The following is a 23,247-nucleotide window of genomic DNA, read 5'->3' as shown; positions in this document are numbered from 1 at the left end:
ATGGTTACTCCTTTATCTGTAAGGGCGCGCCTGCTGGGCGCGCCGGAAACGTTGGTTAAGCATGCAAAGAATGATAAAAGTCCAGGGTGGGAATGCCGGCGTCCACCTGGGACAGGGTATAATTTTCCGCCGCCCGGCCCAGCAAAAACAAGGATTCCTCCGAAAGGCTGAAGGCGAAGAGCTTGGAAAAATCGCTGTAAATGATGTGGCGCATGGCTTGCAGCACCGAGCGGGACAGTTCTAAGAGGGGGCCGGAGGACTTCTCCCGGCAGTTCCCACAGTAAATTTCACCGCTGCGGGCGACAAAAAACATCCGCTCCCCCTCGTAGGTCCCGCAGTTCGCGCAGCCCACGAGATCGGGCATGAAGCCGCACAGCGTCATCAGCCGCAACTCGAAGACGGCCTTGAGTTGGGCCATGGGGAGCTTGTCCTTTTCCAAGAGATGCATACAATTTAAAAACAGCCGCAGCGCTTCCTCTTCCGGCTCCTCCACGGGGAGGACGAGGCCGGAGAGCTGGGCAAAATATGTAGCCAGGGACAGCTTTTCGATGTCCTCCCGGACACCGAAAAAGACCTGGTTTAAGTCGGCGCTGTTGACGCTGTAGCGGTCCCTGTTTTGAAAGAGGACAAAATGGGAGTAGCACAGCAGTTCGGTGGAGGGAAGCAGGGTGCTTTTGAGGCGCCGGGCGCCCTTGGCGTAGGCGTAGATGACCCCCCGCTCCTTGGTCAGGATGGTGAGCAGGCTGTCGTGCTCGTCAATAGATTTTTGTTTGATCACCAGTCCATCGGTCGTAATCAGCATTGGGCCCGTCTTCGCCTCCTAAGGGGTCGTACCCGGCCGCGCCGGTGTCCCTATTGTTAATGAGCTGCCGGTAACGCATATAGTCCGCGACGCTGCCGGTCTGCTCAAAATGCTTCCATGCGTTCATCGCCTTTTGATCCATGGTCAAAACCGCCTTTCCGCCTTACGAAGGATCGAATTTCTTTATTAAAATTCTATCCATGGCGGCGGGCGTTATCAGCGGGAAAGTCGTCCAGTATTGGCAAAACTTTAGCCTTGACAAACGGCGAAAAACGTTTACTGGTAGCCCAGCTCCTTGATGACGCGCTCCTTGTTGCGCCAGTCATCCCGCACCTTGACCCAGCACTGGAGGTTGACCTTGCAGTCAAGAAAGCTCTCGATTTCCGCTCTAGCCTCGGACGCAACGGTTTTGAGCATGGCCCCGTTTTTGCCGATGACCATGCCCTTGTGGCTCTGCTTTTCGCACAGGATGGTGGCATGGATGTCCATCAGTTTTCCGCCCGGGCGCTCCTTCATGGACTCGATGGCCACGGCGGTGCCGTGGGGAATCTCCTCATACATGTGGTTGAGAATCTTTTCCCGGATGATTTCCGCCACGATGACCCGCTCTGGCTGGTCGGTCAGGGCGTCGTCTGGGAAAAAGTGGGGGCCTTCCTCGGCCGCCTCCCTAAGAATTTGGAGCAGCTCGTCCACCCCTTCGCCCGTCTGGGCTGAAAGGGGCAGGATGTGGGCGAAGTCATAGCACTGGGAAAAGGCTTGCATCCGCGCCATGAGCGCGTCCTTTTTGTCCAAAAGGTCGATTTTGTTGAGGACCAATATGGCGGGCAGATGCAAAGCGGCAAAGCTTTCCATCAGCTCCCGCTCGGCCTTATAAATTTCCTTGGCTGTGGCGTCGGCCACCAGCACCGCCAAATCCACGTCGGCCACCGAGTCCTTGACCTGCTCGACCATGTATTCGCTCAGCTTATTTTTGGCCTTGTGGAGCCCCGGGGTGTCGATGAACACCAGCTGTACTTCTCCTTCGGTGAGCACGCCGGTAATCCGGGTGCGGGTGGTCTGGGGCTTGCCCGAAACAATGGCCACCTTCTCCCCCACCAGCGCGTTTAAGAGGGACGATTTGCCCACGTTGGGCTTGCCCACAATGGCGATAAAGCCGGATTTTGTCTTTGTATCCATATTTTATAATTTCCTTTTCTTTATTGAATTCCCCGGGGCTCCCATGGCCCAGACGAGTCCCGCCGTCAGCGTCGCCGCCGGTACTAAGAGCGCCCAGGGATACCGGGCAAAAAAGCCGGCCATCCGACCGAAAGCCGCCAGATTCCAAAACAGGAGGACGCCCACCACCGCCGCAAAGAAGGCGCAGACGAGGACCGCCCCGGCGGCGATGTCCTTGGCGAGCCCGGCCGTAGGGTCCCGGCGGGGACAAAATCCATCGGCAAGGACTTCCACGGCGGTGTTGACCGCCTCGCATCCCATGACCAGGGCGCAGGTGATGAGAAGCAGCCCGTACTCCGCCTTGGAGAAGCGGTAAAACCCGCTCAGGGCGAGGACGTGAAACGCCGCCACCAGATGGATGCGCATATTGCGCTGGGTTTTCACACAGTGACAAAAGCCCCGCAGCGCGGCGGTAAAGCTGCGCCCCAGGGCCGAAAAGCCATATTTACTCATCGACAAACACATAGCTGGCGTCCCGCTGGAGTCCCAGACGGGCCATGACGGTCTCTTCTTTTTCCCGCATATGCACCGCCTGTATGCCGCCGCCCTCGTGGTCGTAGCCCAGCAGGTGGAGCATGGAATGGACGGTGAGGAAGCCCACCTCCCGTTGGAGGGAGTGGCCGTAGAGATTTGCTTGTTCCACCGCTTTTTCCATGGAGATGACCACGTCGCCCAGCTGCTGGGCGCCGGTCTCCTGGTTGATATCGTAGACCCCGTTTTCGCCCAGCGGGAAGCTGAGCACATCGGTGGGTGCATCCTTGTGGCGGTATTCCCGGTTGAGCTGGCGGATCTGCTCGTTATTGACAAAACTTACCGACACCTCCGCAATGCCCTCGAACTTTTCGAGCACCAAAACCGCATTGCAGCAGCGCCGGATCAGAAGCCGCATTCCCGTGGGAATTTTGACCTCCTTTTGTTTATTCGAGATCATTACCTTTAAACTTTCCATGTCCTTTCCCCCGTTTCTACTTCCGGCGTTTTCCGTCTTCGTAGTATTTTTCATAGGCCTTGATGATCTCCTGGACGAGGCGGTGTCTCACCACGTCCTTTTCACTGAAATAGACAATGCCGATATCCTCCACCCGTTTGAGGACCCGGGAAGCCTCCACCAAGCCGGATTTCCGCTCGTCGGGCAGGTCGATCTGGGTGATGTCGCCGGTGATAACCGCCTTGGAGTTAAATCCCAAACGGGTCAAAAACATTTTCATCTGCTCCGGGGTAGTATTCTGGGCTTCATCCAGGATGATGAAGCTGTCGTCCAGCGTCCGCCCCCGCATGTAGGCAAGCGGCGCCACCTCGATGTTGCCCCGCTCCAGGTATTTCTGGTAATTGTCCGGCCCCAGCATGTCAAAGAGGGCATCGTAGAGGGGTCTCAGATAGGGGTCCACCTTGTTTTGCAGGTCGCCGGGCAGAAAGCCCAGCTTCTCCCCCGCCTCCACCGCCGGACGGGTCAGGATGATGCGGTTGATGTCCCCCTTGCGGAAGGCTCTGACCGCCATGGCCACCGCTAGATAGGTCTTGCCGGTGCCCGCCGGTCCAATGCCGAGGACGATGGTATTATTCTGGATGGCGTCCACATAGCGCTTTTGGCCCAGGGTTTTCGGGCGCAGGGGCTTCCCCTTGGCGGTGATGCAGATGCAGTCCCCCGCCAGCGACGCCAGCTTTTCCTCGGTACCCTCGGCCACCATGGTGATGACATAGCGGACATTCTGATCGGTGAGGACTTCCCCCTTTTCCAACACGGATAAGAGTCCTTCCACGGCCCGGCGCGCTTTGTCCACCTGTTCCTCGTCGCCGGAAATTTTGACCTCCGTGCCCCGGCACAGAATGGTGACGCCGTATTCCTTTTCCAAGATTTTTATATTTTCATCAAAGTTTCCGAAGAGAGCCACCGCGTGCTCCATCCGTTCCACATCGACAATTCTTTCGATCATTCATTCACCTTTTCCCGGTCCCTTTTTTCTTCCGCCAATGCCCAAGAGGACGCCCTTTCCCGCGGATTGGGACGATATTTTCACAATTCTGGAGCAATTGCTCAGTATGTACAGTTTATTATAACAAATACTATTGAATTTTACTAGTGGCTAACGAAAATTTACTGCAAATTTTCCCCCTCCTTCGCCCGATCCGTGAGAATTTTCTCGGTGACGCCGATGTCCTTTTCCACCACGAAGCGGGCCGTCAGGATGTAGTATTCGCCGTCTATCTCCCCCGAGAGGGTCCGGTCCTTCTTTTCGCAGTCGCCGACGCCCTTTTCCTCCAGTTCCTCAAGCCTCGCGAGCGCCTGGGCTTTGGCCTGGGACTGGGAGAGGGTCACCTCCTCATAAGAAAAATCCTGGTAGACCCTTTGGCCGTGGTGGATGGGCAGGGCGAAGCCAAAGAGGGAAAGCTGCCGCTCCTCGATCCGCACCTGGGCGTTCTCTCCTGGGGAGGAACCGAGGGAGAGGGGAATTTCCACCGGGCCCACCCGCAGGAAGCCCCGCTCCTTTTTTTCATTGGAGAGGACCTTCTGGCGCTGCTTGAGGGGCACCCGGATGGTCATGGTCTCGTCGTAGAGGGCGATGACCTTGCCCCAGGCGTGCTTGACGATATTCTTGCCGCTTTTGGACTCGATGATGCCACTGATGAGCAGCTCCCCCTTTTGGACCGCGTCCCCCTTCTCGACCATGGCCTTGCCGTCGTGGGCCTCCACCCGCACGATCATTCCCTCATGACCAGCCACCACGTTGCACGGGTCATCCAGCGGCAGCATCTCCGGCGGTTTGACCCGCTCCTCAATCTCGATGTTGGCCGTGCTGCCCTGGATATTGATGGCGATCCAGGAGAGGGTATCCAGCTTGATCATCACCCGGTTTTCGATCTCCCGGGCGTCCACGCTGCCCCGGAACACCCCTTCCTTGAGTCCGTATTCCTGCACCGCGTCCAGGATGGTCTGGGGGTCCACCGTCTCACAGCCGTTGACGTTGATCTGCCAGATGAACTGGGAAAGGACGAACAGGGCGACAAAGAAGGCCACCACGCCCAGCAGCAGTCCCACCCGTTTGCGATACTTTTTCCCCACGAAAGGCAGGCCCGCCACGCCGGTGTGGCGCACTCTGACCCCGGTCTTTCGGGTGAAAAGGCGAAAACGCTTATAGTCGCGCAGCAGCACGCAGCCGGTGACTCGATTTTCCTCCCGGTGCAGCTCCCAGATATTGACGCCGCCCCGCATGGCCAGATTGAGAAAGCGCTCGATAAAATCACCGGTGACCGTGAAGCGGACATAGCCGCAAAACCACCGGAATAGTCTGATGATAAACATGGTGTTCTCCTTTGCCTCGACTTTTTGCCCGTTGGGTGCCGTTTGGAGGGGAACTGAGTAGTACCAGGGGATGCTGTCCTTTGTGGCGGGGAGATTCGGCCTCCCTCCCCGCCGGAGAAAAGTTGGCAGATTTTCCCTTCCAGCCCTCTCCGGGCGGTACGTCGGGATGCCCCGTCCCGGAGACATTCGTTTGGCCCCGTCGGGATACCCCTTTCCCTCGCCACCGACCGGCCCTTCTAGACCTTGATGCGCCGTCCGTCGGGTCCAGCTCCTCCGGACGCTAGAAACGGCCCTTGCGTCCCGGGCGCTAGGTCAAAAACTCCATGGACATGATGTAACCCTCCACCACCACGCTCTCGGCCGCCATGCAGCGAAGCTGAAGGTTGCGCCCGCAAAAGCGCAGCATCATCCGGCCTAGGCTCAGACGGATGACGTTTTCGTCGTATTCCAATATGCCCTGGCACCCCTCCACCACCGCCTCCCGATTGCCGGAAAGCTCGATCTGGGGCAGGGCGCTGAAGGCGTCCTCGGGCACGCCGATGACCTTCGCCACCTTGGTTGTCACCTTGGGCTTAATTTCCTTCTCCGGCGGCAGGGGCCTGCGATTGCGCTGCTTTTCCCTTCTCAACATAACCACACCGTATCCTTTCAAAGCGCCGCCGGTTTTTCCTGGGGTCAATACGGCCAAAATCCGGCGGCTGCAAGCTCATAACTTCATGCTCTTTTCATATATATTGAAAAAAGGGCGCTTTCATACCCATTCCTGACGCCGCCAAAGAGAGGATGCCACAATGACTGAAAAACTCCGATTGTCCAAACCCATGAAGACCCTGTTTCTGCTCTCAGCCGCCGGCGCGCTGTGCCTGGGGATTTTGTGCTACCCCCAGTCCAGCGCTCAGGGTGCCCGGGACGGGCTGACCCTCTGCGCGGGGGTGGTCATCCCGTCCCTCTTCCCCTTTGTGGTGCTGGCCTGTTTCCTTTTAAATTCTGGGCTGGGGGAAATAATCTCCCGCCCCTTCTCCCCCCTGACCCGCCATGTCTTCAAACTCCCCTCCTCCTGCGGCTGCGTCATCCTCATGAGCCTGCTGGGCGGCTACCCGGTGGGCGCCAAGATGATCGCGGGGCTCCTGGAACAGGAAAAGATCGACCGGAAAGAGGCCGCCCGGATGCTCTGCTTCTGTGTCAACGCGGGCCCCGCCTTCCTCATCGGTACCGTGGGACTCTCCATGCTCCACTCCACCGCCCTGGGCGTCATCCTCCTCATCTCCCAAATTCTTTCCTCCCTGCTCATCGGCGCTTTCCTGGGCCTCTTTCACAAAACGCCCCCCAAGACCAAGGCCCCGCAAAACGGCAGCCAGAGCCTGCCGGTGGCCTTCGTCAATTCCGTGTGCGCCGGGGCCTCCTCCATGTTCACCGTCAGCGCCTTCATCGTCTTTTTAAGCGCCGTGACCTCCCTCCTCACCGCCTCCGGCTTCATGGACTTTCTCTGCCAGAAGCTCTCGGCCCTCGCCGGCAGTCAGGTGGTCACCCCTCTGGTCTACGGCTTCTTGGAGGTGACCCGGGGCTGTCTGCAAAGCGCCCAGAACGACGTCCTCACCGGCTTTACCCTGTGCAGCATCCTCGTCTCCTTTTCCAGCGTCTCCATCGTCTGCCAGGTCGTCGCCCTCATCAAGGACCACCGCCTAAACCTGGTCCCCTTCCTCCTCTCCCGCCTGGCCCATGCCGCCATCACCGGCGTCATCGCCCACCTGATCCTTCGGGCGGTGCCGCTGGCCCTCATCAGCGCCGTCTTCAAAGCTCCGCCTAGGCTGGAAATCTCCTATGGCAGCATCCCCGCCGCCGTCTGCATCCTCATCCTCTGTGCCATCCTGCTCCTTTCCGCTTCCCCGGGCGGCGGAATCCGCAAAAGAAAAGAGCGTGGAAAACCGGCGGCAAATGTGGTAAAATAAAACCGTACGCGGAGTCCTGCGCATCGGATAAGACACCGCTTCGCTCATCCGCGCTGTGGCAGCCGTGGAATGAACGCGGGCGAAGCGTCTCCGCGGGCACAGGAAAATACGGCAAAAAGGGGGAAATATCCATGGGAAAACTCTTCGGCGGTCGCATCGAACCGGAGTGCCTCTACTGCGCTTTCGGGCGACCGGGCAGGGACGGCATTATGATTCTCTGCCAAAAGCACGGCGTGGTGGCCCCCCATTACAGCTGTTGGAAATTTAGCTACGACCCCCTCAAGCGGGTGCCCAAAAAGGCCCGCCGGCTCCCTCAATTTTCCCCCGAGGATTTTAAACTGTAAGAGAAGCGGCAAGTTGTTAGAACAACTTGCCGCTTTTTGCTCGATTTTCCCCCAATGGGGCCGATCTTCTAAAGATTTACGGGATTTTTCTGACAAAGTTCCCATATTGTTTTCTGGAGAAATTAGTGTTATTATCTATAGTAAGAAATACCAGGGATGTAATCAGAAGGAGGACTTTTTATGGAATATTTGATAGGCATTGACATTGGTACCAGCGGCACCAAAACAGTCCTGTTTGATACCGACGGCAACACCGTGGTTTCAAGCACGGTGGAATATCCCCTTTATCAGCCCCACAACGGCTGGGCGGAGCAGGACCCGGCCGACTGGTGGAACGCCACCGTCCAGACCCTCAGTGACTGCGTTTCCAAAAGCGGCGTCAACCCCGCCGACATCAAGGGCATCGGCCTCTCGGGCCAGATGCACGGCCTTGTCATGCTCGACGAGCACAACGAGGTCATCCGCAAGTCCATCATCTGGTGCGACCAGCGCACGGGCAAAGAGGTGGAGGAGATCACCGCCAAAGTCGGCCGCGAAAAGATGATTGAGATCACGGCCAATCCCGCCATCACCGGCTTCACCGCCGCCAAAATTTTGTGGGTGCGCAACAACGAGCCGGAAAACTATGCCAAATGCCGCCATATCCTGCTTCCCAAAGACTACATCCGCTTCATGCTCACCGGCGAGTACGCCACCGAGGTGTCCGACGCCTCCGGCATGCAGCTGCTCGATGTGCCGGGCCGCTGCTGGTCCGACGAGCTGCTGGGTCTTTTAGACATCGATAAATCCCTGCTGGCGAAGGTCTACGAGTCCCCCGAAGTCACCGGCAAGGTCACCGCTCAGGTGGCGGCCATGACCGGACTTAGGGAGGGTACCATCGTCGTCGGCGGCGCCGGGGACAACGCGGCCGCCGCCGTGGGCACCGGCATCGTGGAGGACGGCAAGGCCTTCACCACCATCGGCACCAGCGGCGTCGTCTTCGCCCACACCTCCGACATCTCCATCGACCCGAAGGGTCGCGTCCACACCTTCTGCTGCGCCGTTCCCGGCTGCTGGCACATCATGGGCGTCACCCAGGGCGCGGGGCTGTCCTTAAAATGGTTCAGGGACAACTTCTGTCAGGAGGAAATCGCCCAAGCGGAAAAGGAGGGCGTGGACCCCTACTACATCATGGACAACATGGCCGCCAAGGTCCCGGTGGGCTCCAACCGCCTGCTTTACCTGCCCTATCTGATGGGTGAGCGCACCCCCCATCTGGACACCGACTGCCGCGGCGTCTTCTTCGGCCTCTCCGCCATCCACCAAAAAGCGGATCTTATCCGCGCGGTGCTGGAGGGCGTCTCCTACTCCCTGCGCGACTGCATCGAGATCATCCGCGAGATGGGCACCGAGATCGACGACATGATGGCCTGCGGCGGCGGCGGAACCAGCCCGCTGTGGCGCTCCATGCTGGCCGACCTGTTTAACTGCAACGTATCCACCGTCAATTCCAAGGAAGGCCCGGCCCTGGGCGTCGCCATTCTGGCGGGCGTCGGCGCCGGCATCTATCCGTCGGTGGAGGAGGGCTGCCGCCGGGTCATCAAGAAGAACAAGACCCAGGCGCCCACGGCGGAAAACATCGATAAATACGAGGCCTTCTACCGGCTGTACGTCAAGCTCTACCCCGCCCTCAAGGATGAGTTTAAAGAGCTTGCCGCACTGTAAAACCAGATCTTTCCAAACGGCGGTCCCAAAAATGGGACCGCCGTTTTCTTTGGTTCTTCCCCCGGTTTTCACAGAGATTTCCAAGAATATTCACCCATTTTTTCTCGTAAACGGCGGAGGACTATGGTAAGATAGGAACAGAGGTGATGCGTCTTGAAGAAAAAATACGTCCTGACCCTGGTGGTCATTTTGCTCGTCGCGGGTCTGGGCACCGGCGCTTTCTTTTTGCTGCGGGATTACCTGCCCCGCTCCCTACAATTTGAAAAGGACACGGTGGAACTGGAAACCCCGGCGGAAATCAGAGCCTTTACAGTGTCCGCTTATGGGGAAAACAGTCTCATCCCCCAGGAAAACATGACGAGAAGCGAGGCGCAAAAGAACATCGCCGCCATCGTGGAGCACGCCGCCACCTATGGCTACAACACCATCTTTGTGGACGCGGTGGCGGGCGGCGAGGCCTATTACGATTCCGATCTTTTGCCCTCCTCCGTCCACATCGACGGCAAACAGGACAACCGTCAGAAATACGACCCGCTACGCCTGCTCATCAAGGAGGCCCACCGCAACGAAATCCGAGTCTACGCGGTGATTCATCCCTTTGATCTGGGAGGCATCACCGACACCGATTCCCTCTATCAGAAACATCCGGCCAAACTCCACCCCGAATGGCTAACCACAGCGTCGGGTGGAGCCCTCGCCTTTGACCCGGCCCATATCGAGGTGCAGAAATATATCGGCAAGCTGGCCGCCGAAATCGCCGAACATTATAATGTGGACGGCATCCATCTCTCCGGGGTTTCCTACGCCGCCGGCATGACCAGCGAAACGGCACACCAGGCGTCGAGCGGCGCCCTTTCCCTCGAGGACTTTGAGCGAAACGCCATCATCGCCTGTCTTTCCTCGGTGCGCGCCGCCGTTTCCGACGCCGGCATCTCCTTGGGCATCACCGCCCCCGGCGTCAACGTCCATCTCTCCGAGGAAGAGCGCGGCGGCGCCCTGCCCGCGGAAGACAACGGCCTTGACGTCACCGCCGTGCTGGAGGCGGGACTTGTCGACTACATCACGCCCGAGCTCTTTTATGACGTGGGCGGCGCGGACGGCGATTACCAAAGAATTGTCCAGTGGTGGGGAGAGACTTCCCAGACCTACCATATCCCCGTCATCACCTTAAACGCCGTCAGCGCCGCCCAGCGGGGCGATCTCTTCGCCCTGGCCGACCAAATTTATCTCAACCGGCAGCAGAATTTTAAAGGGCACATCCTCTCCACTTACGCCGACCTCGCTTCCGACACCCAGGGTGTGGACGTCTATACCGCCTCCATGTACGCCCTGCCCGCTTCGGAGCAGCCCACCCAGGTCAATCTCAGCTTTGCCCAGACCCTGGCCGTCACCCGGCCGGCCACCGACGCCTTCACCACCACCTATGACCGGTTTTATCTCATGGGCACCTCCGACCCCAGCCTGCCCCTGACGCTGAATGGGGAAAACGTGGAAGCCAGAGGTAGTGGCGGCACCTTCGGGGTGCTCAAGGAGCTGGAAGTGGGGGAAAACATCTTCACCTTCCGCCAGGGGGACGGCGTGGAAACGGTGATTACCATCACCCGCCAGAAAAAGGGCGAGGGAGAGGCGGCCACCATCAGCGCCATCAAGGAAAATTCCGTCTTCCCCACCGCCTCCTACGGCGCCTATGCCGGGGAAGAGATCACCTTTTCCTGCATCGCGCCCGCGGGCGGGGAGGTGAGCGCCACCTTCGACGGGATGCACATTCCCCTCGAGCAGGCGGCTGTGGCCGAGGACGGCGTGCCCGCCCTCTATAAAGGCGCCGCCACCCTGCGCGACGACTATCCGGCGGGGGTCACCACCCGGGTGAGCACCGTCTCCTATACCCTGATCTACGAGGGCAAGACCAGCACCACTTCCTCCTTAGGAGAAATCTACGTGGTGGGCGAGGGCGGAAAGCTGACCATGACCGCCGCCGAATACATCGGCACCGTGTTCAGCGAGCCGGACACCAACAGCGACATTATCGCCAGCCTCAAGCAGGGCTCGGTGGATTTGGTCACCGACCAGACCGACACCATGTGCGAGCTTTCCAGCGGCGGCTGGATTCTCAAGAGCACCGTCGACTTTGTGGAGGGGGCGGCCTCCTATCAGAACAATGTCTCCGAGGTGCTCCTCAAGGAAAAGGAGGACGGAGGCCAGACCTATACCATCAAGGGCACCCACAAGCCTGTTTTCCACTCCTCCCTGGACGACGACGCCTTCACCATCACCCTCTATCATACCGTCAACGTCCAGGAAGGGCTCTTTGAAAATGGAAAGCTCTTCTCCGACATCTCCCAGCGGGTCAACGACGACGAAAGCGTCACCCTGCGCTTCACTCTCAAAGAGGGCGTCAAGCTGTGGGGCTACAATGTGGAATACGACTTGGAGGGCAACACGGTCCTCGACTTTCTGACCCCGCCCAAGCTCTCGGACAATCCCGCCAAGCCCCTGGAAGGGGTGGTCATCGCCCTGGACGCCGGTCACGGCGGGGATGACCCGGGCTCACTGGGGCCGGGGGGCAGCAACGGGGCCACCGAGAAGGACATCAACCTGGCCATCACCTACGAGACCCAGAAGCAGTTGGAGGCCCTGGGGGCCACCGTCTCCCTCACCCGCTCCGACGACTCCCGCCTCTCCTTTGAGGAGCGGTGTATGCCGCCGGAAAACATGAAGGTGGACTTCTATATTTCCTTCCACCAAAACTCGGTGGCCGAAATCACCGACGCCTCCGACATCCACGGCACCGAGATCTATTACCACTACGACACCTCCGCCGCCTTTGCCCAGATTCTTCACGACACCATGACCACGGCCCTGGGCCGCCAGGCGCGGGGCGCTATCCAGTCCACCTACCGGGTGACCCGGATGACCTTCTGCCCCAGTGTGCTGGTGGAAAACGGCTTTATGCCCAATCCCGCCGAATATGAGACGCTGTGCGACTCCTTTACCATCTTCCGCACTGCCAACGCGGTCACCTTAGCCATCATCGACACCATCCAGGCGGCCAACTGACATTTGCCCGTCTCACCTGCCATCAAAATGCCCCGGAAGTGTTCTTCCGGGGCATTTTTGCGCTTATTTCCCCCTATTCCCTCCCCTGGGGTTGACAGGGGGAGAATGGAAGGCTATACTGAGTTTAGTAAATTAGTAATTTAGTAGAAATAAAAAGGGGCGAAATGCATGGATATTCCCGTCACCCTCAAACACAAACCGGTGATTATCTCGGACAATTACGAGCATATCGACGGACACAACGCCTACCACAGCGACGCCAAGGGCCTGTCCCTGGGGCTTGCCCAGTGGAACGACCGGGGTAAGGTGGACATCTCCGCCAAGGTCTGGCGGTACACCGGGGAAAAGTGGTCCCGTCAGTCGGAGGAGCTGCCGCTGCACCGGGTCATCGACCTTGCCATCCTCACCTGCCGGTCCTTGCAGCACTTCCGGGAGGCCTACCGCTATGAGAAGCTCTACGACCCGGCCCATCCCCAGATCGACCGGATCGGGGTGCAGGGGGACGCCATGACCGTGTCGGTGTGCACCCAAAACCCCATGATCGACGAGGACATCCGGCTTTTCTCCCAGGCGCTGAGCGAAAACGACGAGTTCCTCTCGGAACGTCTCCACGTGCTGGCCAATCTTTTGCAGGAAATGGGGTATGGACGTGGACAAAGATAAGCGGGAGAAAATCCGCGCCTACAAGGAGCGCCGGCTGGAAGGCGGCGTCTTCGCCATCCGCAACAAAGAAAACGGCAGGCTCCTCCTCTCCTGGACCACCGAGCTTAAGGGGAGCGAAAACCGCTTCCAGTTTGCCCAGATGACCGGCTCCTGCATCGACCGGAAGATCGCCGGGGACTGGAAAAACATGGGCAGGGAGGTCTTCGTTTTCGAGGTGCTCGACACCCTCCAGCAAAAGGAGGGCCAGACCCCGGAAGAATTTAAAGAGGACGTGGAAGCGCTCTATGAGCTGTGGCTCGAAAAGACGGATTCCGCCCTTCTCTACTGAGCCCGACTTAAAAAAAGCGGACGCTTCGGCGTCCGCTTTTTTTCTTATCTCTTTATAGGGCAAAGCAGTGGTCCACCGGACCGTTTCCCTTCCCCAAGTCGAGGCCGGAGGCCAGGGCGCCGGTGATGTACTCTTTGGCCCTCTCCACAGCCTCCTCCATGGGCAGCCCCTTGGCCAGCCCCGCCGTGATGGCGGAAGAGAGGGTGCAGCCGGTGCCGTGGGTGTTATGGGTCTCCACCCGGCGGGTGGGATACCACCGCACCCGGCCGTCCTTATAGAGCATGTCGTCCCCGCCGTCGAAGTGGCCGCCCTTGATGAGGATATAGCCGCCGTAGCCTTCCGCGATTTTTTCGGCGGCCCGCTGCTGGGATGCCTTGTCGGTGATGGCAAAGCCGCACAGGGCCTCCGCCTCGGGCAGGTTGGGGGTAATGATGTCGGAAAGGGGCATCAGCTTTTGGGTGAGGGCACTCTGGGCGTCCTCGTCGATGAGCCGGTGGCCGCTGGTGGACACCATCACCGTGTCGAGGACCACGTTTTTGGCCCCGTATTGCCGCAGCTTTCCGGCGATGGCCTCGATAATGGGGATGCTGGACACCATGCCGATCTTGACCGCGTCGGGGAAGATGTCCTCGAAGACGCAGTCGAGCTGGGCCTCCACCATGGGGATACTGACATTTTCAATCAGCCGCACCCCGCAGGTGTTCTGGGCCAGCACCGCCGTGATGGCGCACATGCCGTAGACCTTCATCGCCGTGAAGGTCTTTAAGTCCGCCTGCATCCCCGCTCCGCCGCTGGGGTCGGTCCCCGCAATGGTAAGCGCTGTATTCATGGATGATTCTCCTTATTCTGCAATTTGGTCCGCCAGGGCGCGCATCCTTTCGGCGGCGGCCCGGGCGTCTGGCCGGTCCAGGATGGCGGAGACGACCGCGATGCCGGAGAGCTTCCGGCCCCGGAGCTCCAAAGCGTTGTCCTCGTCGATGCCGCCGATGGCCACCACCGGGATGGACACGCTCCGAGCGACCCGGCCCAGGGTATCGAGGGAAATTTTCCCCGCGTCTCCCTTGGTGGAGGAGCCAAACGCCGCGCCGGAGCCCAAATAATCGGCCCCCTCGGCGTAGGCGGCGATGGCCTCGTCCTCGTTGTGGGCGGAAACGCCGATGATCTTACTGTCCCCCAGCCTCTCCCGGGCCAGCCGGATATCCCCATCCTCCTGGCCCAAATGAACCCCCGCCGCGTCCACAGCCAGCGCGATCTCCACGCTGTCGTTGATGATGAGCGGCACCCCATAGCGGTCGGTGACCTCCTTGACCTGGCGGGCGAGGGCGAGAAACTCCGCCTCCGACGCGTGCTTTTCCCGCAATTGAACGAGGGTCACCCCGCCCCGGATGGCCTCCTCCACCTGAAATTCCAGCGTCCGCCCGGCGAGCCAGGTGCGGTCGGTGACCAGATAAAGCCGCATGGTTTCTCTAGCAATTCTCAATGCGAATCCCTCCCATGGAGTCCTCCCGCAGGAGGCTCAGTTCGTCGAGGAGGGCCAGATGATAGCTGCCCGTCCCCCGCCCGGCTTGGGCGGCTTTTTCATAGGCCCTCTCCCCGCAGACGCCGAAGGCGCCCACGGCGGCGGCCACAGCCTCCACCGGACGGACGGCGTCCACCGTCAAAAACGCGCCGATGAGGGCGGAGAGGATGCAGCCGGTGCCGGTAACCCGGCTCATCATGGCGTGGCCATTGCGGATGCAGAAGATCTTCTCCCCGTCGGAGACCACATCGGTCTCTCCCGTGATGACCACCACGGCCCTTATCGTCCGGGCAAAGGAGGCGGCCAGCCGCCGTCTCCCCGCCAAATCCGCCGCGGCGTCCTTCTCCCCCGCGTCCACGCCGCCAAAGCCTGCGGGATGGCCCGCCAAAAACGAGATCTCCGAGATATTGCCCCGGACGGCGGAAAATCGGACGCCCTCCATGAGCTTTCGGGCCCCCTCCCGCCGGAAGGCGGACGCGCTCACTCCCACCGGGTCGAAGACCACCGGCCTGCCAGCCTCGTTAACCCGCTTTCCCGCCAGTTCCATGGCGGTCAGGCGGCCGGCGCTCGGGGTGCCCAGATTGAGCACCAGGGCGTCACAGCGCCCGGCGATCTCCGCAGCCTCCTCGGGGGCGTCGGCCATGATGGGGGAGGCCCCCACCGCCAGCAGGGCGTTGGCGCAGTCGTTGGCCGTGACGAAATTGGTGATACAGTGGACGAGCGGCCGGTTTTGGCGCACCGCTTCGATGATTCCTTCCAGCATGGTCTTCTCCTATCAGATGACGTCGACGTTTTTGCCGCCCAGGATCTTATTCATGTTGCGTACCGCGCACATCTTGCCGCACATGGTACAGGTGTCGGAGTGCTCGGGGGTGGATTCCTCCCGGTATCTTCTGGCCTTCTCCGGGTCAATGGCGAGATCGAACATCCCCTCCCAGTCCAGGTTCTTCCGGGCGGTGGACATATTGTAGTCCCACTCCTTGGCGCCGGGCAGACCCTTGGCGATGTCGGCGGCGTGGGCCGCGATCTTGGAGGCGATGATGCCCTCCTTCATGTCGTCGAGGGTGGGCAGGCGCAGATGCTCCGCCGGGGTGACATAGCACAGGAAGGAGGCGCCGTAGGTGGCGGCGATGGCGCCGCCAATGGCCGCGGTGATGTGGTCATAACCGGGGGCCACGTCGGTGACCAGGGGCCCCAGGACATAGAAGGGCGCGCCCTTGCAGATGGTCTGCTGGATGCGCATATTGGCTTCAATCTGGTCCAGCGGCATGTGGCCCGGGCCCTCGATGATAATCTGCACATCCTTGTCCCAGGCCCGCTGGGTCAGTTCCCCCAGGGTGACCAGCTCTTCAATCTGGGAGATGTCCCCGGAATCCTCGATGCAGCCGGGGCGGCAGGCGTCGCCCAGGCTCAAGGTCACGTCGTACTGCTGGCAGATGTCCAGGATGTCGTCGAAGTGCTCATAGAAGGGGTTCTCGTTGCCGGTCATCTCCATCCAGGAGAAGATGAGGGAACCGCCCCGGGAGACGATGTTGGTGTGGCGGTGGGCCTGCTTGAAGCGCTCGGCGGTGGCTTTGTTGATGCCGCAGTGGATGGTCATGAAGTCCACCCCGTCCTCGGCGTGCATCCGGACGATGTCCAGCCACTCCTGGGTGGTGATCTTGTCCAGATCTTTGTTATAGTAAACGATGGCGTCATAGATGGGCACGGTGCCGATGATGGCCGGGCACTGGGCGGTCAAAGCCCGGCGGAATTTCTGGGTGTCCCCGAAGGAGCTTAAGTCCATAATGGACTCGGCTCCCATGGCCACGGCGGAGTTCACTTTCTCCATCTCCACTTCCATGTTCAGGCAATCTCGGCTGGTCCCCAAATTGACGTTGATTTTCGTCGTCAAGTCCTTGCCGATCCCGTGGGGATCGAGGCAGGTATGGTTTTTGTTGGCCGGGATTGCAACCGTACCCTTTGCAACCATTTCTCTGAGGGCTTCCTCGCTGATCTTTTCCTTGGCCGCGACAACGCGCATCTCTTTGGTGATGATGCCCTTTTTCGCGGCGTTCTTTTGGGTGGTGTAGCTCATGATGAACCTTCCTTTCTTTGTCTCCCGCGCGGTGTTGGTGCGCTTCCTTGCGCGGGTCTATCAAAAGTCTCCGCGGCAAAATAAACCGTGGAGAAGCCTTTGGCCATCCTTTTGGGAAAGCCCAACCGAGCAACGAAAAAGGACGCCAGCGAAAAGCCGGCGCCCTGATAAACAGATGTCGATTTGCTTCCCTACGCCAGTATTAACTAACAGGTTCAAAGGGTCAGGTTTTAACCTTCTCAACCACAGTGGTTCCCCCGCAAACGCTTTATTCTTTTGTGCAGTCACATTATAACACTCCCTTCGCCAAATGTAAACGAAAAATTCTCTTCTTCGCTCTGGACTTTTCTCGCTTGTGGTATAAAATAGAACTATTACATACACGAAGGAAGGCCCTCTCATGAAAATTACCGTCCTTTACGGCAACAATCGCAAGGGCAGCACCTACCACAGCGTCCAGGCCGTGCTTTCCCGCATCCAGGGGGAAAAGCAGGTGGAGGAATTTTTCCTGCCCCGGGATATGCCCCACTTCTGCCTGGGGTGCTTTAACTGCATCAAAAAGGGGGAGGAATTTTGCCCCCACGCCGAGGATGCAGGCCCCATCATCCGCTCACTGGAGGAGGCGGACCTCATCGTCCTCTCCTCCCCGGTCTACGTCTACGACGTGTCCGGCTCCCTCAAAGCCATGCTCGACCATGTGGCCTACCACTGGCTCATCCACCGCCCCCACCCGCCCATGTTCCAAAAGGTGGCGCTGTGCGTCTCCACCACCGCCGGCGGAGGACTAAAAAGCACGCTGGGCACCATGAAGCACAGCCTGCGCTTTTGGGGCGTGCCGAAGATCTACACCCTGGGCACCGTCGTCCACGCGTCCCGCTGGGAGGACGTCTCGGAGAAGACGAAGGCAAAAATCGAGAAAAGAGCCGAGGGCCTGGCGCGCTCCATCGGGCGCAGCGTGGAAAGCGGGCGCAATCCCAGCCCCTCCCCTTACAAGCGCGGCATGCTGTTTCTGGCCAAAAAGCTTCAGCAGGCCGAGCGCCCCATGAGTCAGCGGGACGCCGCCTACTGGAAGGCAAACGGCTGGCTGGACGGCCAAAAGCCGTGGAAGACGGCCAAATAGCATCTAAAACCGGAAAGGAAAAGAACATGGATACACTGGAAAAACAGCTTGCATTCATCCGGCAGGCGGAAGGATTAAAATCCGTTTTGCGCGAGGCGTGGACTTCCACCGGGCGCAGGGAAAGCACGGCGGAACATTCCTGGCGTCTGGCCTTATTGGCGGGGCTGCTGGCGCCCTCTTTTGCGGTTGATCCGGGCAAAACGCTGATGATGTGCCTGGTGCACGATCTGGGGGAACTATATATCGGCGATGTTTCAGCCGCTACCCATCCCAACGAGGCCGACAAACACGCGGCGGAAGAACGAGACGTTCAGCGGGTCCTTTCGCTTTTGCCGGAGGAGCAGAAAGACGAGCTCCTGGCGTTGTGGCGGGAATATAACGAGAACCTGACGGCGGAGGCAAAGCTGGTCAAAGCCCTGGACAAAGCGGAAACGATCCTCCAGCATAATCAGGGGGAGAACCCGGCCGATTTTGACTATCGGTTCAATTTAGACTATGGCAAGGCCTATTTTTCCAGCGATCCCCTCCTCCTGCGGCTGCGTCAATTATTGGACGAAGAAACAGCCGCCCATATCCGGGAGCCGGACGAATGCCATCAGGAAAGCGGCAAGTAGCCTCGATGTCGGACAGAGTCGTTGCAGGCCGGTTCCAGGCTGAAAAATAAAGTCCCAAAGGAACGGTCCTGACAAGGCTTGGTATTAAAGAATTCATACAAAAAAGCGGAAAGCCGTTGGCTTTCCGCTTTTTGTTTTACTGAACTTTGACGCCCAAGAACTTTTCCAGGCAGCCGGTAATGAACATGTGGTCGTCTACATGGGGCAGCCCCGAAACGCAGATGGAGCCGATGACGCCGGTGCCGTTTAGATACAGCGGGAAACCGCCGCCGCACAGCGCGTACTCCATCGGGTCAAGTAGCCAATCCTTTTCCAGTGTCTTACCCTCTAATTCCGCCACGGTAAACAGGTGCAGGCTGCTTTCCTGGCGGGTGAAGACGGTGTTGTGCTTGCGGCCCAGCCACTGTTCATTGTGGGCGTTGGCCCCCTCCAGCACATGGCTGAACACCACCAGGTTGTTGACGGTGATGCGGATGGCGATGGGGAGCTTTCGCTCTCTGGCTTCGTTTACCATCAGCACGCCCAGCTCCCAGGCATCCTTATAGGAAAAATGCTGAAACCGCAGCACTGTCTCCTGTTTTTCCACCAGCTCCTGCAGCGCCTTGGTGTCCTTCTTGAATATTTCCATGGGAATGACCTCCTCTTTTGCCGGGGAATTTTCCCCGCAGTCGCACCTTTTTGCTTACTTTTACCATATCACAAATGGAAGTCGAATCCAATGGAAATTCTCGCCGCGCCCGCAGAAAATGAAGGCCTATTTTTAGTCAATATTTTCTGGAATACCGAGCAGACGGCAGGCGTTGCCGAAAAAGATGAGGTCCTGCTCCTCTTTTGTCAGGCCGGAAGCGCGGATATACTCCGCCGCCGCTTCCCCGTTGGACCAGGGGCAGTCGGTGCCGTAGAGGATGTGATCGGCGCCGTGGTTGCGCACCATCCTCACAAACTGCTCCACCGGTACGCTGCCCATGGCGAGGGAAGTGTCCAGATAGACGTTTTTACGCCCCACGATGTGCCGTTCCACCTCGTCCCACAGATTAAAGCCCCCCATGTGGGCCAGAATCACCCGCAGCCTGGGGAAATGGTCCAGTACCGCCGCAGCTCCCTGGGGGGTGGTGTGGATGAGATCGGGAGACAGCGGGTCCCACCCGGCGTGAAAGGCCACGATGAGCCCCAGCTCCTGGCACTTTTCGTAAATGGGGAAAACACGCTCCTCCTCCACGAAAAACTCCTGGTAATCCGGGTGGAGCTTGATGCCCTTGAGCCCCAGCGTTCGGATGCGCTCGAGCTCCTCCAAGGCGTTTTCCGCCTCGGGGTGGACCGAGCCGAAGGCCCGGGTGGGACCCTCGTTGTGGGCGGCGGCGAAATTGTTGACCGAGGTCTGCTGGCGGGGGTTGGTGGCGATGTTAAAAAGCACCGCGATGTCCGTGCCCCATTCCTTCATGGCCCGGCAGGTGTCGTCGTAGGTGCCGTCTGTCTCGGGGGTGATGCCGCAAATGCTTTGCAGCTTTGCCACAGCGCCCGCCGCTATTCTATCAGGAAAACAATGGGTGTGAAAATCAATGCGCATGAATTACGCCTCCAGTCTGGTATCCAGTTCCTGGCACCCATTATAGCACAATTTTTTCCCGGTGGTAAATAGCCGGCTTCCCACCTTTGGGACGCCGCTGCTTCAATATCACCAAAAATAGGGGCATTTCTTTGGCATCCACTATTTATCACATTCTGTTGAAACCGGCTGCCAAACTATGTAAAATGGACATAACGGCTCAAAGTTCTCAGAGCGTTCCCAAAATTTGATCAAAGAGGTGGCTGCAATGAAAGAATACGGCGTTGGCGTCATCGGCTATGGCTTTATGGGCAAAACCCATTCCTATGGCTATCAGACCCTTCCCTTCTATTATCCGGACATGCCCTTCAAAGTGAAGCTGGTGGGCATCTGCAACACGACCCTCTCCAAGGCGGAGAAGGCCAAGGAGCTGCTGGGATTTTCCTATGCGACCTCCAACGCGGACGATATTTTTAACGATCCCAACATTCAGATCGTCAACATCTGCACCCCCAACGCCTACCACAAGGACATGGTGATCAAGGCCATCAAGGCGGGCAAGCACGTCTACTGCGACAAGCCCTTTGTCATGAACTACGCGGAGGCGGAGGAGGTCATCGCTCTGGCCAAGCAGTATCATGTTACGGCGCAGATCGCCCTGCAAAACCGCTTCTATCCCATGATCATGAACGCCAAGCGCCTCATCGACGAGGGCAAACTGGGCCGCATCACCTCCTTCCGCGGTATCTTCCTCCACGCCAGCAACATCGACCCCAACAAGAAGATCGGCTGGCGGCATAAGAATTCCCTGGGCGGGGGCGGCGTCCTGTTTGATTTGGGCTCCCACATCCTGGACCTGGGCTATTATCTTATGGGCGACTATGAGAAGATCCTTTGTCAGACCGACAAGCTCTACGACAAACGCCCCGACGCCGAGGGCAACATGGTCCCGGTGGACAACGACGACCTGGCGCTGATGATGTGCCAGATGAAAAACGGCGCTTACGGCACCATCGAGGCGTCCAAGGTGGGCACCGGCTTCGACGACTCCCTCCGGTTTGAGATTCACGGGGTCAAGGGCGCCATCACCTTTGACATCGCCGACCCCAACCACCTGTATTTCTTTGACAACACCATCCCCGACGGCCCGTTAGGCGGCGAGCGGGGCTTCAAATGCATCTCCTGCACCCAGCGCTACGCGCCTCCGGCGGCTGCGTTCCCCGGCGCCATGTGTTCGGTGGGCTGGATTCGCGCCCATGTCCACTGCCTGGCCACCTTCCTTTACCACGTCCATGAGGGTACGCCGGCCACCCCGTCCTTGGAGGAAGGCGCTTACATCCAGAAGGTGATGGAGCGCGCCTACGAGTCCGACGCACAGGGCGGCACCTGGGTCAGCATCGACTGATTCTTCCCCCAAGCGTTTCACGGCCTGTGACTTTCAGTGAGTTGCAGGCCGTTTTTCGGCCGTTTCCTCGTTTGAATCCGGACGAACCGGTCCATACTTTTGACAAAAACCTATCTCCCAACATATTCCATCTATTACGAAGCGAAGAAAGGCGGCAGCTTATGAAAGTAGACAAGGAACTCAAAACCCAAATTCTCGACTGGATCGACGCCCATCGGGACCAGATGGTCCGGGACATCGGCGCCTTGGTCAACATCGAAAGCGTGTCGGTGGCCACCGAAGGCGCCCACCCCTTTGGGGAGGGCCCCGCCAAGGCGCTGGACGCGGCGCTGGAGATGGGCCGCTCCTACGGCTTTCGCACCCAGAATCACCGCTACTACGCCGGTTCCATCCTCATGGGCAACGGCCAGAGGGAGCTGGGCATCCTGACCCATCTGGACGTGGTGCCCGCCGGTCCCGACTGGCTCCACGAGCCCTACCACTGCACCGTCAAAGACGGAAAGCTCATCGGACGGGGCGTGGCCGACGACAAGGGCCCGGCGGTGGCCGCCCTCTACGCCATGCGCTGTCTTTATGAACTGGCGGTGCCCATGGTCCACTCGGTGCGTCTCATCATGGGGTGCAGCGAGGAGACGGGCAGCGCGGACATGCAGTACTATGTGGACCACTGCCCCATCCCCGACTTCTCCATTGTCCCCGACGCGGAATTTCCCGTCTGCAATGGGGAGAAGGGCATCCTCGCCGCCAATTTGGTGGGCCCCGTCCTCTCTGAGCGCGTCGCGGCGCTCTCGGGGGGCGAGGTGACCAACGCCGTGGCCGCCCACGCCAAGATCGTCCTGCGGGACATGACGGTGGATGGAGTGCTCCAAAAACTGGGGGACCAAAAGGGGGACCTGGTGGTGGCGGAGTCCGAAGAAGGGGTGTCCATTTCCGCCAAGGGCGTCTCCACCCACGCGGCCTTCCCGGAAGGCTCGGTCAACGCCATCCACAAGCTGTGCAAGGCGCTGGTGGACTGCGGCCTTATGGAGGGCAGCGATAGGGACGCCCTCTCCTTTGTGGTACAGGTGCTGCAAACCAACGACGGCGCGGGCCTGCAAATCCAGGGCCGGGACGACGTTTCGGGGGAAACCACCTGCATCGGCGGCCTCATCGGCGTGGAAGAGGGCCGGGTGGTCCTCAACGTAAACATCCGCGCCTGCATCAGCGCCGACCTTGCCGCCCTGCGGGAGCATATCGCCGCCACCTGTGAGGAAAACGGCTTTACCCTGGGCGAGTGTATGGAGAGTAAACCGCTCTATATCCCCGCCGACAGCGAGGCGGTCACCTTCCTCACCGAGACCTACAACGAGCTCACTGGGCAAAACCTCGCCCCCTACGCCATCGGCGGTGGCACCTACGCCCGGGAGATGCCCCGGTCGGCTGCCTTCGGCGCGGCCCGTCCGGGCGGCCTGCTCCCCGATGAGAGCGGCCACGGCGGCATGCATCAGCCCGACGAGGCCATCGCCATCGAGGACCTCCTGGACGCAGCCAAAATCTATGCCATATCCCTCTTGCGCCTGGACGGCATCGACTTCGATGTCCAGTGAACCCAGGCGGGAAAGGA

Annotated in this window: 24 protein-coding genes and 1 riboswitch; of the genes, 10 read left to right on the top strand and 14 right to left on the bottom strand. The window is 59.4% G+C overall.

Annotated elements, in window-relative coordinates:
* Positions 1 to 55 precede the first annotated feature (55 nt).
* The 8 genes from recO to H8709_RS08515 all read right to left on the bottom strand — a co-directional run bounded on the left by recO (position 56) and on the right by H8709_RS08515 (position 5,946).
* Complete coding sequence (gene recO / locus H8709_RS08550) at positions 56 to 802, bottom strand: DNA repair protein RecO (RefSeq protein ID WP_262397960.1); 747 nt, start codon at positions 800 to 802, stop codon at positions 56 to 58.
* A complete protein-coding gene (locus H8709_RS08545) occupies positions 756 to 944 on the bottom strand; it encodes a hypothetical protein (protein ID WP_262397959.1) in 189 nt (62 codons plus the stop codon). Before H8709_RS08545 ends, recO begins: the two co-directional genes overlap by 47 nt.
* A 134-nt stretch (positions 945 to 1,078) precedes the next feature.
* Complete coding sequence (gene era / locus H8709_RS08540) at positions 1,079 to 1,978, bottom strand: GTPase Era (protein ID WP_262397958.1); 900 nt, start codon at positions 1,976 to 1,978, stop codon at positions 1,079 to 1,081.
* A 3-nt stretch (positions 1,979 to 1,981) separates the two neighbouring features.
* Positions 1,982 to 2,470: a diacylglycerol kinase family protein gene (locus tag H8709_RS08535; protein WP_262398000.1), complete on the bottom strand. Its 489-nt coding sequence runs from the start codon at positions 2,468 to 2,470 to the stop codon at positions 1,982 to 1,984.
* Entirely contained in the window at positions 2,463 to 2,966 is a 504-nt protein-coding gene (gene ybeY / locus H8709_RS08530) for an rRNA maturation RNase YbeY (protein WP_262397957.1), read from the bottom strand. Before ybeY ends, H8709_RS08535 begins: the two co-directional genes overlap by 8 nt.
* A gap of 16 nt (positions 2,967 to 2,982) precedes the next feature.
* The gene (locus H8709_RS08525; protein ID WP_262397956.1) at positions 2,983 to 3,951 is read right to left on the bottom strand and encodes a PhoH family protein; all 969 of its coding nucleotides are present in this window, start codon (positions 3,949 to 3,951) and stop codon (positions 2,983 to 2,985) included.
* A gap of 161 nt (positions 3,952 to 4,112) precedes the next feature.
* A complete protein-coding gene (yqfD, locus tag H8709_RS08520) occupies positions 4,113 to 5,318 on the bottom strand; it encodes a sporulation protein YqfD (protein ID WP_262397955.1) in 1,206 nt (401 codons plus the stop codon).
* A 307-nt stretch (positions 5,319 to 5,625) separates the two neighbouring features.
* A complete protein-coding gene (locus tag H8709_RS08515; RefSeq protein ID WP_262397954.1) occupies positions 5,626 to 5,946 on the bottom strand; it encodes a YabP/YqfC family sporulation protein in 321 nt (106 codons plus the stop codon).
* 163 nt (positions 5,947 to 6,109) lie between these two features.
* Here H8709_RS08515 and H8709_RS08510 point away from each other — a divergent pair, with 163 nt between their 5' ends.
* From H8709_RS08510 to H8709_RS08485, 6 genes are all read left to right on the top strand, one after another.
* Positions 6,110 to 7,267: a hypothetical protein gene (locus H8709_RS08510; protein ID WP_262397953.1), complete on the top strand. Its 1,158-nt coding sequence runs from the start codon at positions 6,110 to 6,112 to the stop codon at positions 7,265 to 7,267.
* A gap of 131 nt (positions 7,268 to 7,398) precedes the next feature.
* Positions 7,399 to 7,611 carry a hypothetical protein gene (locus tag H8709_RS08505; RefSeq protein WP_262397952.1) on the top strand — a complete coding sequence of 71 codons (213 nt, stop codon included), beginning with the start codon at positions 7,399 to 7,401 and terminating at the stop codon, positions 7,609 to 7,611.
* A 180-nt stretch (positions 7,612 to 7,791) separates the two neighbouring features.
* Positions 7,792 to 9,315 carry a xylulokinase gene (xylB, locus tag H8709_RS08500; protein ID WP_262397951.1) on the top strand — a complete coding sequence of 508 codons (1,524 nt, stop codon included), beginning with the start codon at positions 7,792 to 7,794 and terminating at the stop codon, positions 9,313 to 9,315.
* 153 nt (positions 9,316 to 9,468) lie between these two features.
* Positions 9,469 to 12,372, top strand: a complete 2,904-nt coding sequence (locus tag H8709_RS08495; protein WP_262397950.1) for an N-acetylmuramoyl-L-alanine amidase — start codon at positions 9,469 to 9,471, stop codon at positions 12,370 to 12,372.
* Positions 12,373 to 12,540: 168 nt separating this feature from the next.
* The gene (locus H8709_RS08490) at positions 12,541 to 13,035 is read left to right on the top strand and encodes a DUF6530 family protein (protein WP_262397949.1); all 495 of its coding nucleotides are present in this window, start codon (positions 12,541 to 12,543) and stop codon (positions 13,033 to 13,035) included.
* Positions 13,016 to 13,363, top strand: a complete 348-nt coding sequence (locus tag H8709_RS08485) for a GIY-YIG nuclease family protein (protein WP_262397948.1) — start codon at positions 13,016 to 13,018, stop codon at positions 13,361 to 13,363. Before H8709_RS08490 ends, H8709_RS08485 begins: the two co-directional genes overlap by 20 nt.
* 52 nt (positions 13,364 to 13,415) lie before the next feature.
* Here the strand turns inward: H8709_RS08485 and thiD are convergent, their stop codons facing one another.
* Genes thiD through thiC form a run of 4 tightly spaced genes read right to left on the bottom strand, consistent with a single transcriptional unit; the run spans position 13,416 to position 16,959 of the window.
* The gene (gene thiD / locus H8709_RS08480; RefSeq protein WP_262397947.1) at positions 13,416 to 14,192 is read right to left on the bottom strand and encodes a bifunctional hydroxymethylpyrimidine kinase/phosphomethylpyrimidine kinase; all 777 of its coding nucleotides are present in this window, start codon (positions 14,190 to 14,192) and stop codon (positions 13,416 to 13,418) included.
* 12 nt (positions 14,193 to 14,204) lie between these two features.
* Positions 14,205 to 14,843, bottom strand: a complete 639-nt coding sequence (gene thiE / locus H8709_RS08475; RefSeq protein ID WP_262397946.1) for a thiamine phosphate synthase — start codon at positions 14,841 to 14,843, stop codon at positions 14,205 to 14,207.
* Positions 14,830 to 15,645, bottom strand: a complete 816-nt coding sequence (gene thiM, locus H8709_RS08470) for a hydroxyethylthiazole kinase (RefSeq protein WP_262397945.1) — start codon at positions 15,643 to 15,645, stop codon at positions 14,830 to 14,832. The genes thiE and thiM overlap by 14 nt, the downstream gene beginning before the upstream one ends.
* A gap of 12 nt (positions 15,646 to 15,657) precedes the next feature.
* Positions 15,658 to 16,959, bottom strand: a complete 1,302-nt coding sequence (gene thiC / locus H8709_RS08465; protein WP_262397944.1) for a phosphomethylpyrimidine synthase ThiC — start codon at positions 16,957 to 16,959, stop codon at positions 15,658 to 15,660.
* Positions 16,960 to 17,129: 170 nt separating this feature from the next.
* Positions 17,130 to 17,228: riboswitch (TPP riboswitch) on the bottom strand.
* Between the two features lie 131 nt (positions 17,229 to 17,359).
* Here thiC and H8709_RS08460 point away from each other — a divergent pair.
* Together H8709_RS08460 and H8709_RS08455 are read left to right on the top strand one after the other, a co-directional pair.
* On the top strand, positions 17,360 to 18,079 hold the full coding sequence (locus H8709_RS08460) for a flavodoxin family protein (protein ID WP_262397943.1): 720 nt from the start codon (positions 17,360 to 17,362) through the stop codon (positions 18,077 to 18,079).
* A gap of 26 nt (positions 18,080 to 18,105) precedes the next feature.
* The gene (locus H8709_RS08455) at positions 18,106 to 18,693 is read left to right on the top strand and encodes an HD domain-containing protein (protein ID WP_262397942.1); all 588 of its coding nucleotides are present in this window, start codon (positions 18,106 to 18,108) and stop codon (positions 18,691 to 18,693) included.
* A 136-nt stretch (positions 18,694 to 18,829) separates the two neighbouring features.
* On the opposite strand, the gene H8709_RS08450 is transcribed toward H8709_RS08455, so the two are convergent.
* Entirely contained in the window at positions 18,830 to 19,321 is a 492-nt protein-coding gene (locus H8709_RS08450) for a heme-degrading domain-containing protein (RefSeq protein WP_262397941.1), read from the bottom strand.
* A 132-nt stretch (positions 19,322 to 19,453) separates the two neighbouring features.
* The gene (locus H8709_RS08445; protein WP_262397940.1) at positions 19,454 to 20,260 is read right to left on the bottom strand and encodes an amidohydrolase family protein; all 807 of its coding nucleotides are present in this window, start codon (positions 20,258 to 20,260) and stop codon (positions 19,454 to 19,456) included.
* 247 nt (positions 20,261 to 20,507) lie between these two features.
* Here H8709_RS08445 and H8709_RS08440 point away from each other — a divergent pair, with 247 nt between their 5' ends.
* Both H8709_RS08440 and H8709_RS08435 read left to right on the top strand, forming a co-directional pair.
* Positions 20,508 to 21,644, top strand: coding sequence for a Gfo/Idh/MocA family protein (locus tag H8709_RS08440; protein WP_262397939.1), 1,137 nt, complete (start codon positions 20,508 to 20,510; stop codon positions 21,642 to 21,644).
* A gap of 161 nt (positions 21,645 to 21,805) precedes the next feature.
* Positions 21,806 to 23,230 (top strand): Sapep family Mn(2+)-dependent dipeptidase, encoded by a 1,425-nt coding sequence (locus tag H8709_RS08435; RefSeq protein ID WP_262397938.1) that lies wholly within the window; start codon positions 21,806 to 21,808, stop codon positions 23,228 to 23,230.
* The last annotated feature ends 17 nt before the right edge of the window (positions 23,231 to 23,247 follow it).

Origin of the sequence: Zongyangia hominis, from assembly GCF_014385095.1 — a bacterium.
Classification (GTDB): domain Bacteria; phylum Bacillota; class Clostridia; order Oscillospirales; family Ruminococcaceae; genus Zongyangia; species Zongyangia hominis.
The sequence above is the reverse complement of the archived record's forward strand: the minus strand, read 5'-3'. Positions and strand labels throughout refer to the sequence as shown.

Bases quoted from the DNA above. Each gene is read 5' to 3' on its own strand.
- yqfD (WP_262397955.1), bottom strand. From the start codon at position 5,318: ATGTTTATCATCAGACTATTCCGGTGGTTTTGCGGCTATGTCCGCTTC.
- H8709_RS08450 (WP_262397941.1), bottom strand. From the start codon at position 19,321: ATGGAAATATTCAAGAAGGACACCAAGGCGCTGCAGGAGCTGGTGGAA.
- H8709_RS08440 (WP_262397939.1), top strand. From the start codon at position 20,508: ATGAAAGAATACGGCGTTGGCGTCATCGGCTATGGCTTTATGGGCAAA.
- H8709_RS08510 (WP_262397953.1), top strand. From the start codon at position 6,110: ATGACTGAAAAACTCCGATTGTCCAAACCCATGAAGACCCTGTTTCTG.
- H8709_RS08460 (WP_262397943.1), top strand. From the start codon at position 17,360: ATGAAAATTACCGTCCTTTACGGCAACAATCGCAAGGGCAGCACCTAC.
- H8709_RS08455 (WP_262397942.1), top strand. From the start codon at position 18,106: ATGGATACACTGGAAAAACAGCTTGCATTCATCCGGCAGGCGGAAGGA.
- H8709_RS08525 (WP_262397956.1), bottom strand. From the start codon at position 3,951: ATGATCGAAAGAATTGTCGATGTGGAACGGATGGAGCACGCGGTGGCT.
- H8709_RS08490 (WP_262397949.1), top strand. From the start codon at position 12,541: ATGGATATTCCCGTCACCCTCAAACACAAACCGGTGATTATCTCGGAC.
- H8709_RS08435 (WP_262397938.1), top strand. From the start codon at position 21,806: ATGAAAGTAGACAAGGAACTCAAAACCCAAATTCTCGACTGGATCGAC.
- thiM (WP_262397945.1), bottom strand. From the start codon at position 15,645: ATGCTGGAAGGAATCATCGAAGCGGTGCGCCAAAACCGGCCGCTCGTC.
- xylB (WP_262397951.1), top strand. From the start codon at position 7,792: ATGGAATATTTGATAGGCATTGACATTGGTACCAGCGGCACCAAAACA.
- H8709_RS08445 (WP_262397940.1), bottom strand. From the start codon at position 20,260: ATGCGCATTGATTTTCACACCCATTGTTTTCCTGATAGAATAGCGGCG.
- era (WP_262397958.1), bottom strand. From the start codon at position 1,978: ATGGATACAAAGACAAAATCCGGCTTTATCGCCATTGTGGGCAAGCCC.
- H8709_RS08485 (WP_262397948.1), top strand. From the start codon at position 13,016: ATGGACGTGGACAAAGATAAGCGGGAGAAAATCCGCGCCTACAAGGAG.
- thiD (WP_262397947.1), bottom strand. From the start codon at position 14,192: ATGAATACAGCGCTTACCATTGCGGGGACCGACCCCAGCGGCGGAGCG.
- thiC (WP_262397944.1), bottom strand. From the start codon at position 16,959: ATGAGCTACACCACCCAAAAGAACGCCGCGAAAAAGGGCATCATCACC.
- H8709_RS08545 (WP_262397959.1), bottom strand. From the start codon at position 944: ATGGATCAAAAGGCGATGAACGCATGGAAGCATTTTGAGCAGACCGGC.
- recO (WP_262397960.1), bottom strand. From the start codon at position 802: ATGCTGATTACGACCGATGGACTGGTGATCAAACAAAAATCTATTGAC.
- ybeY (WP_262397957.1), bottom strand. From the start codon at position 2,966: ATGGAAAGTTTAAAGGTAATGATCTCGAATAAACAAAAGGAGGTCAAA.
- H8709_RS08505 (WP_262397952.1), top strand. From the start codon at position 7,399: ATGGGAAAACTCTTCGGCGGTCGCATCGAACCGGAGTGCCTCTACTGC.
- H8709_RS08535 (WP_262398000.1), bottom strand. From the start codon at position 2,470: ATGAGTAAATATGGCTTTTCGGCCCTGGGGCGCAGCTTTACCGCCGCG.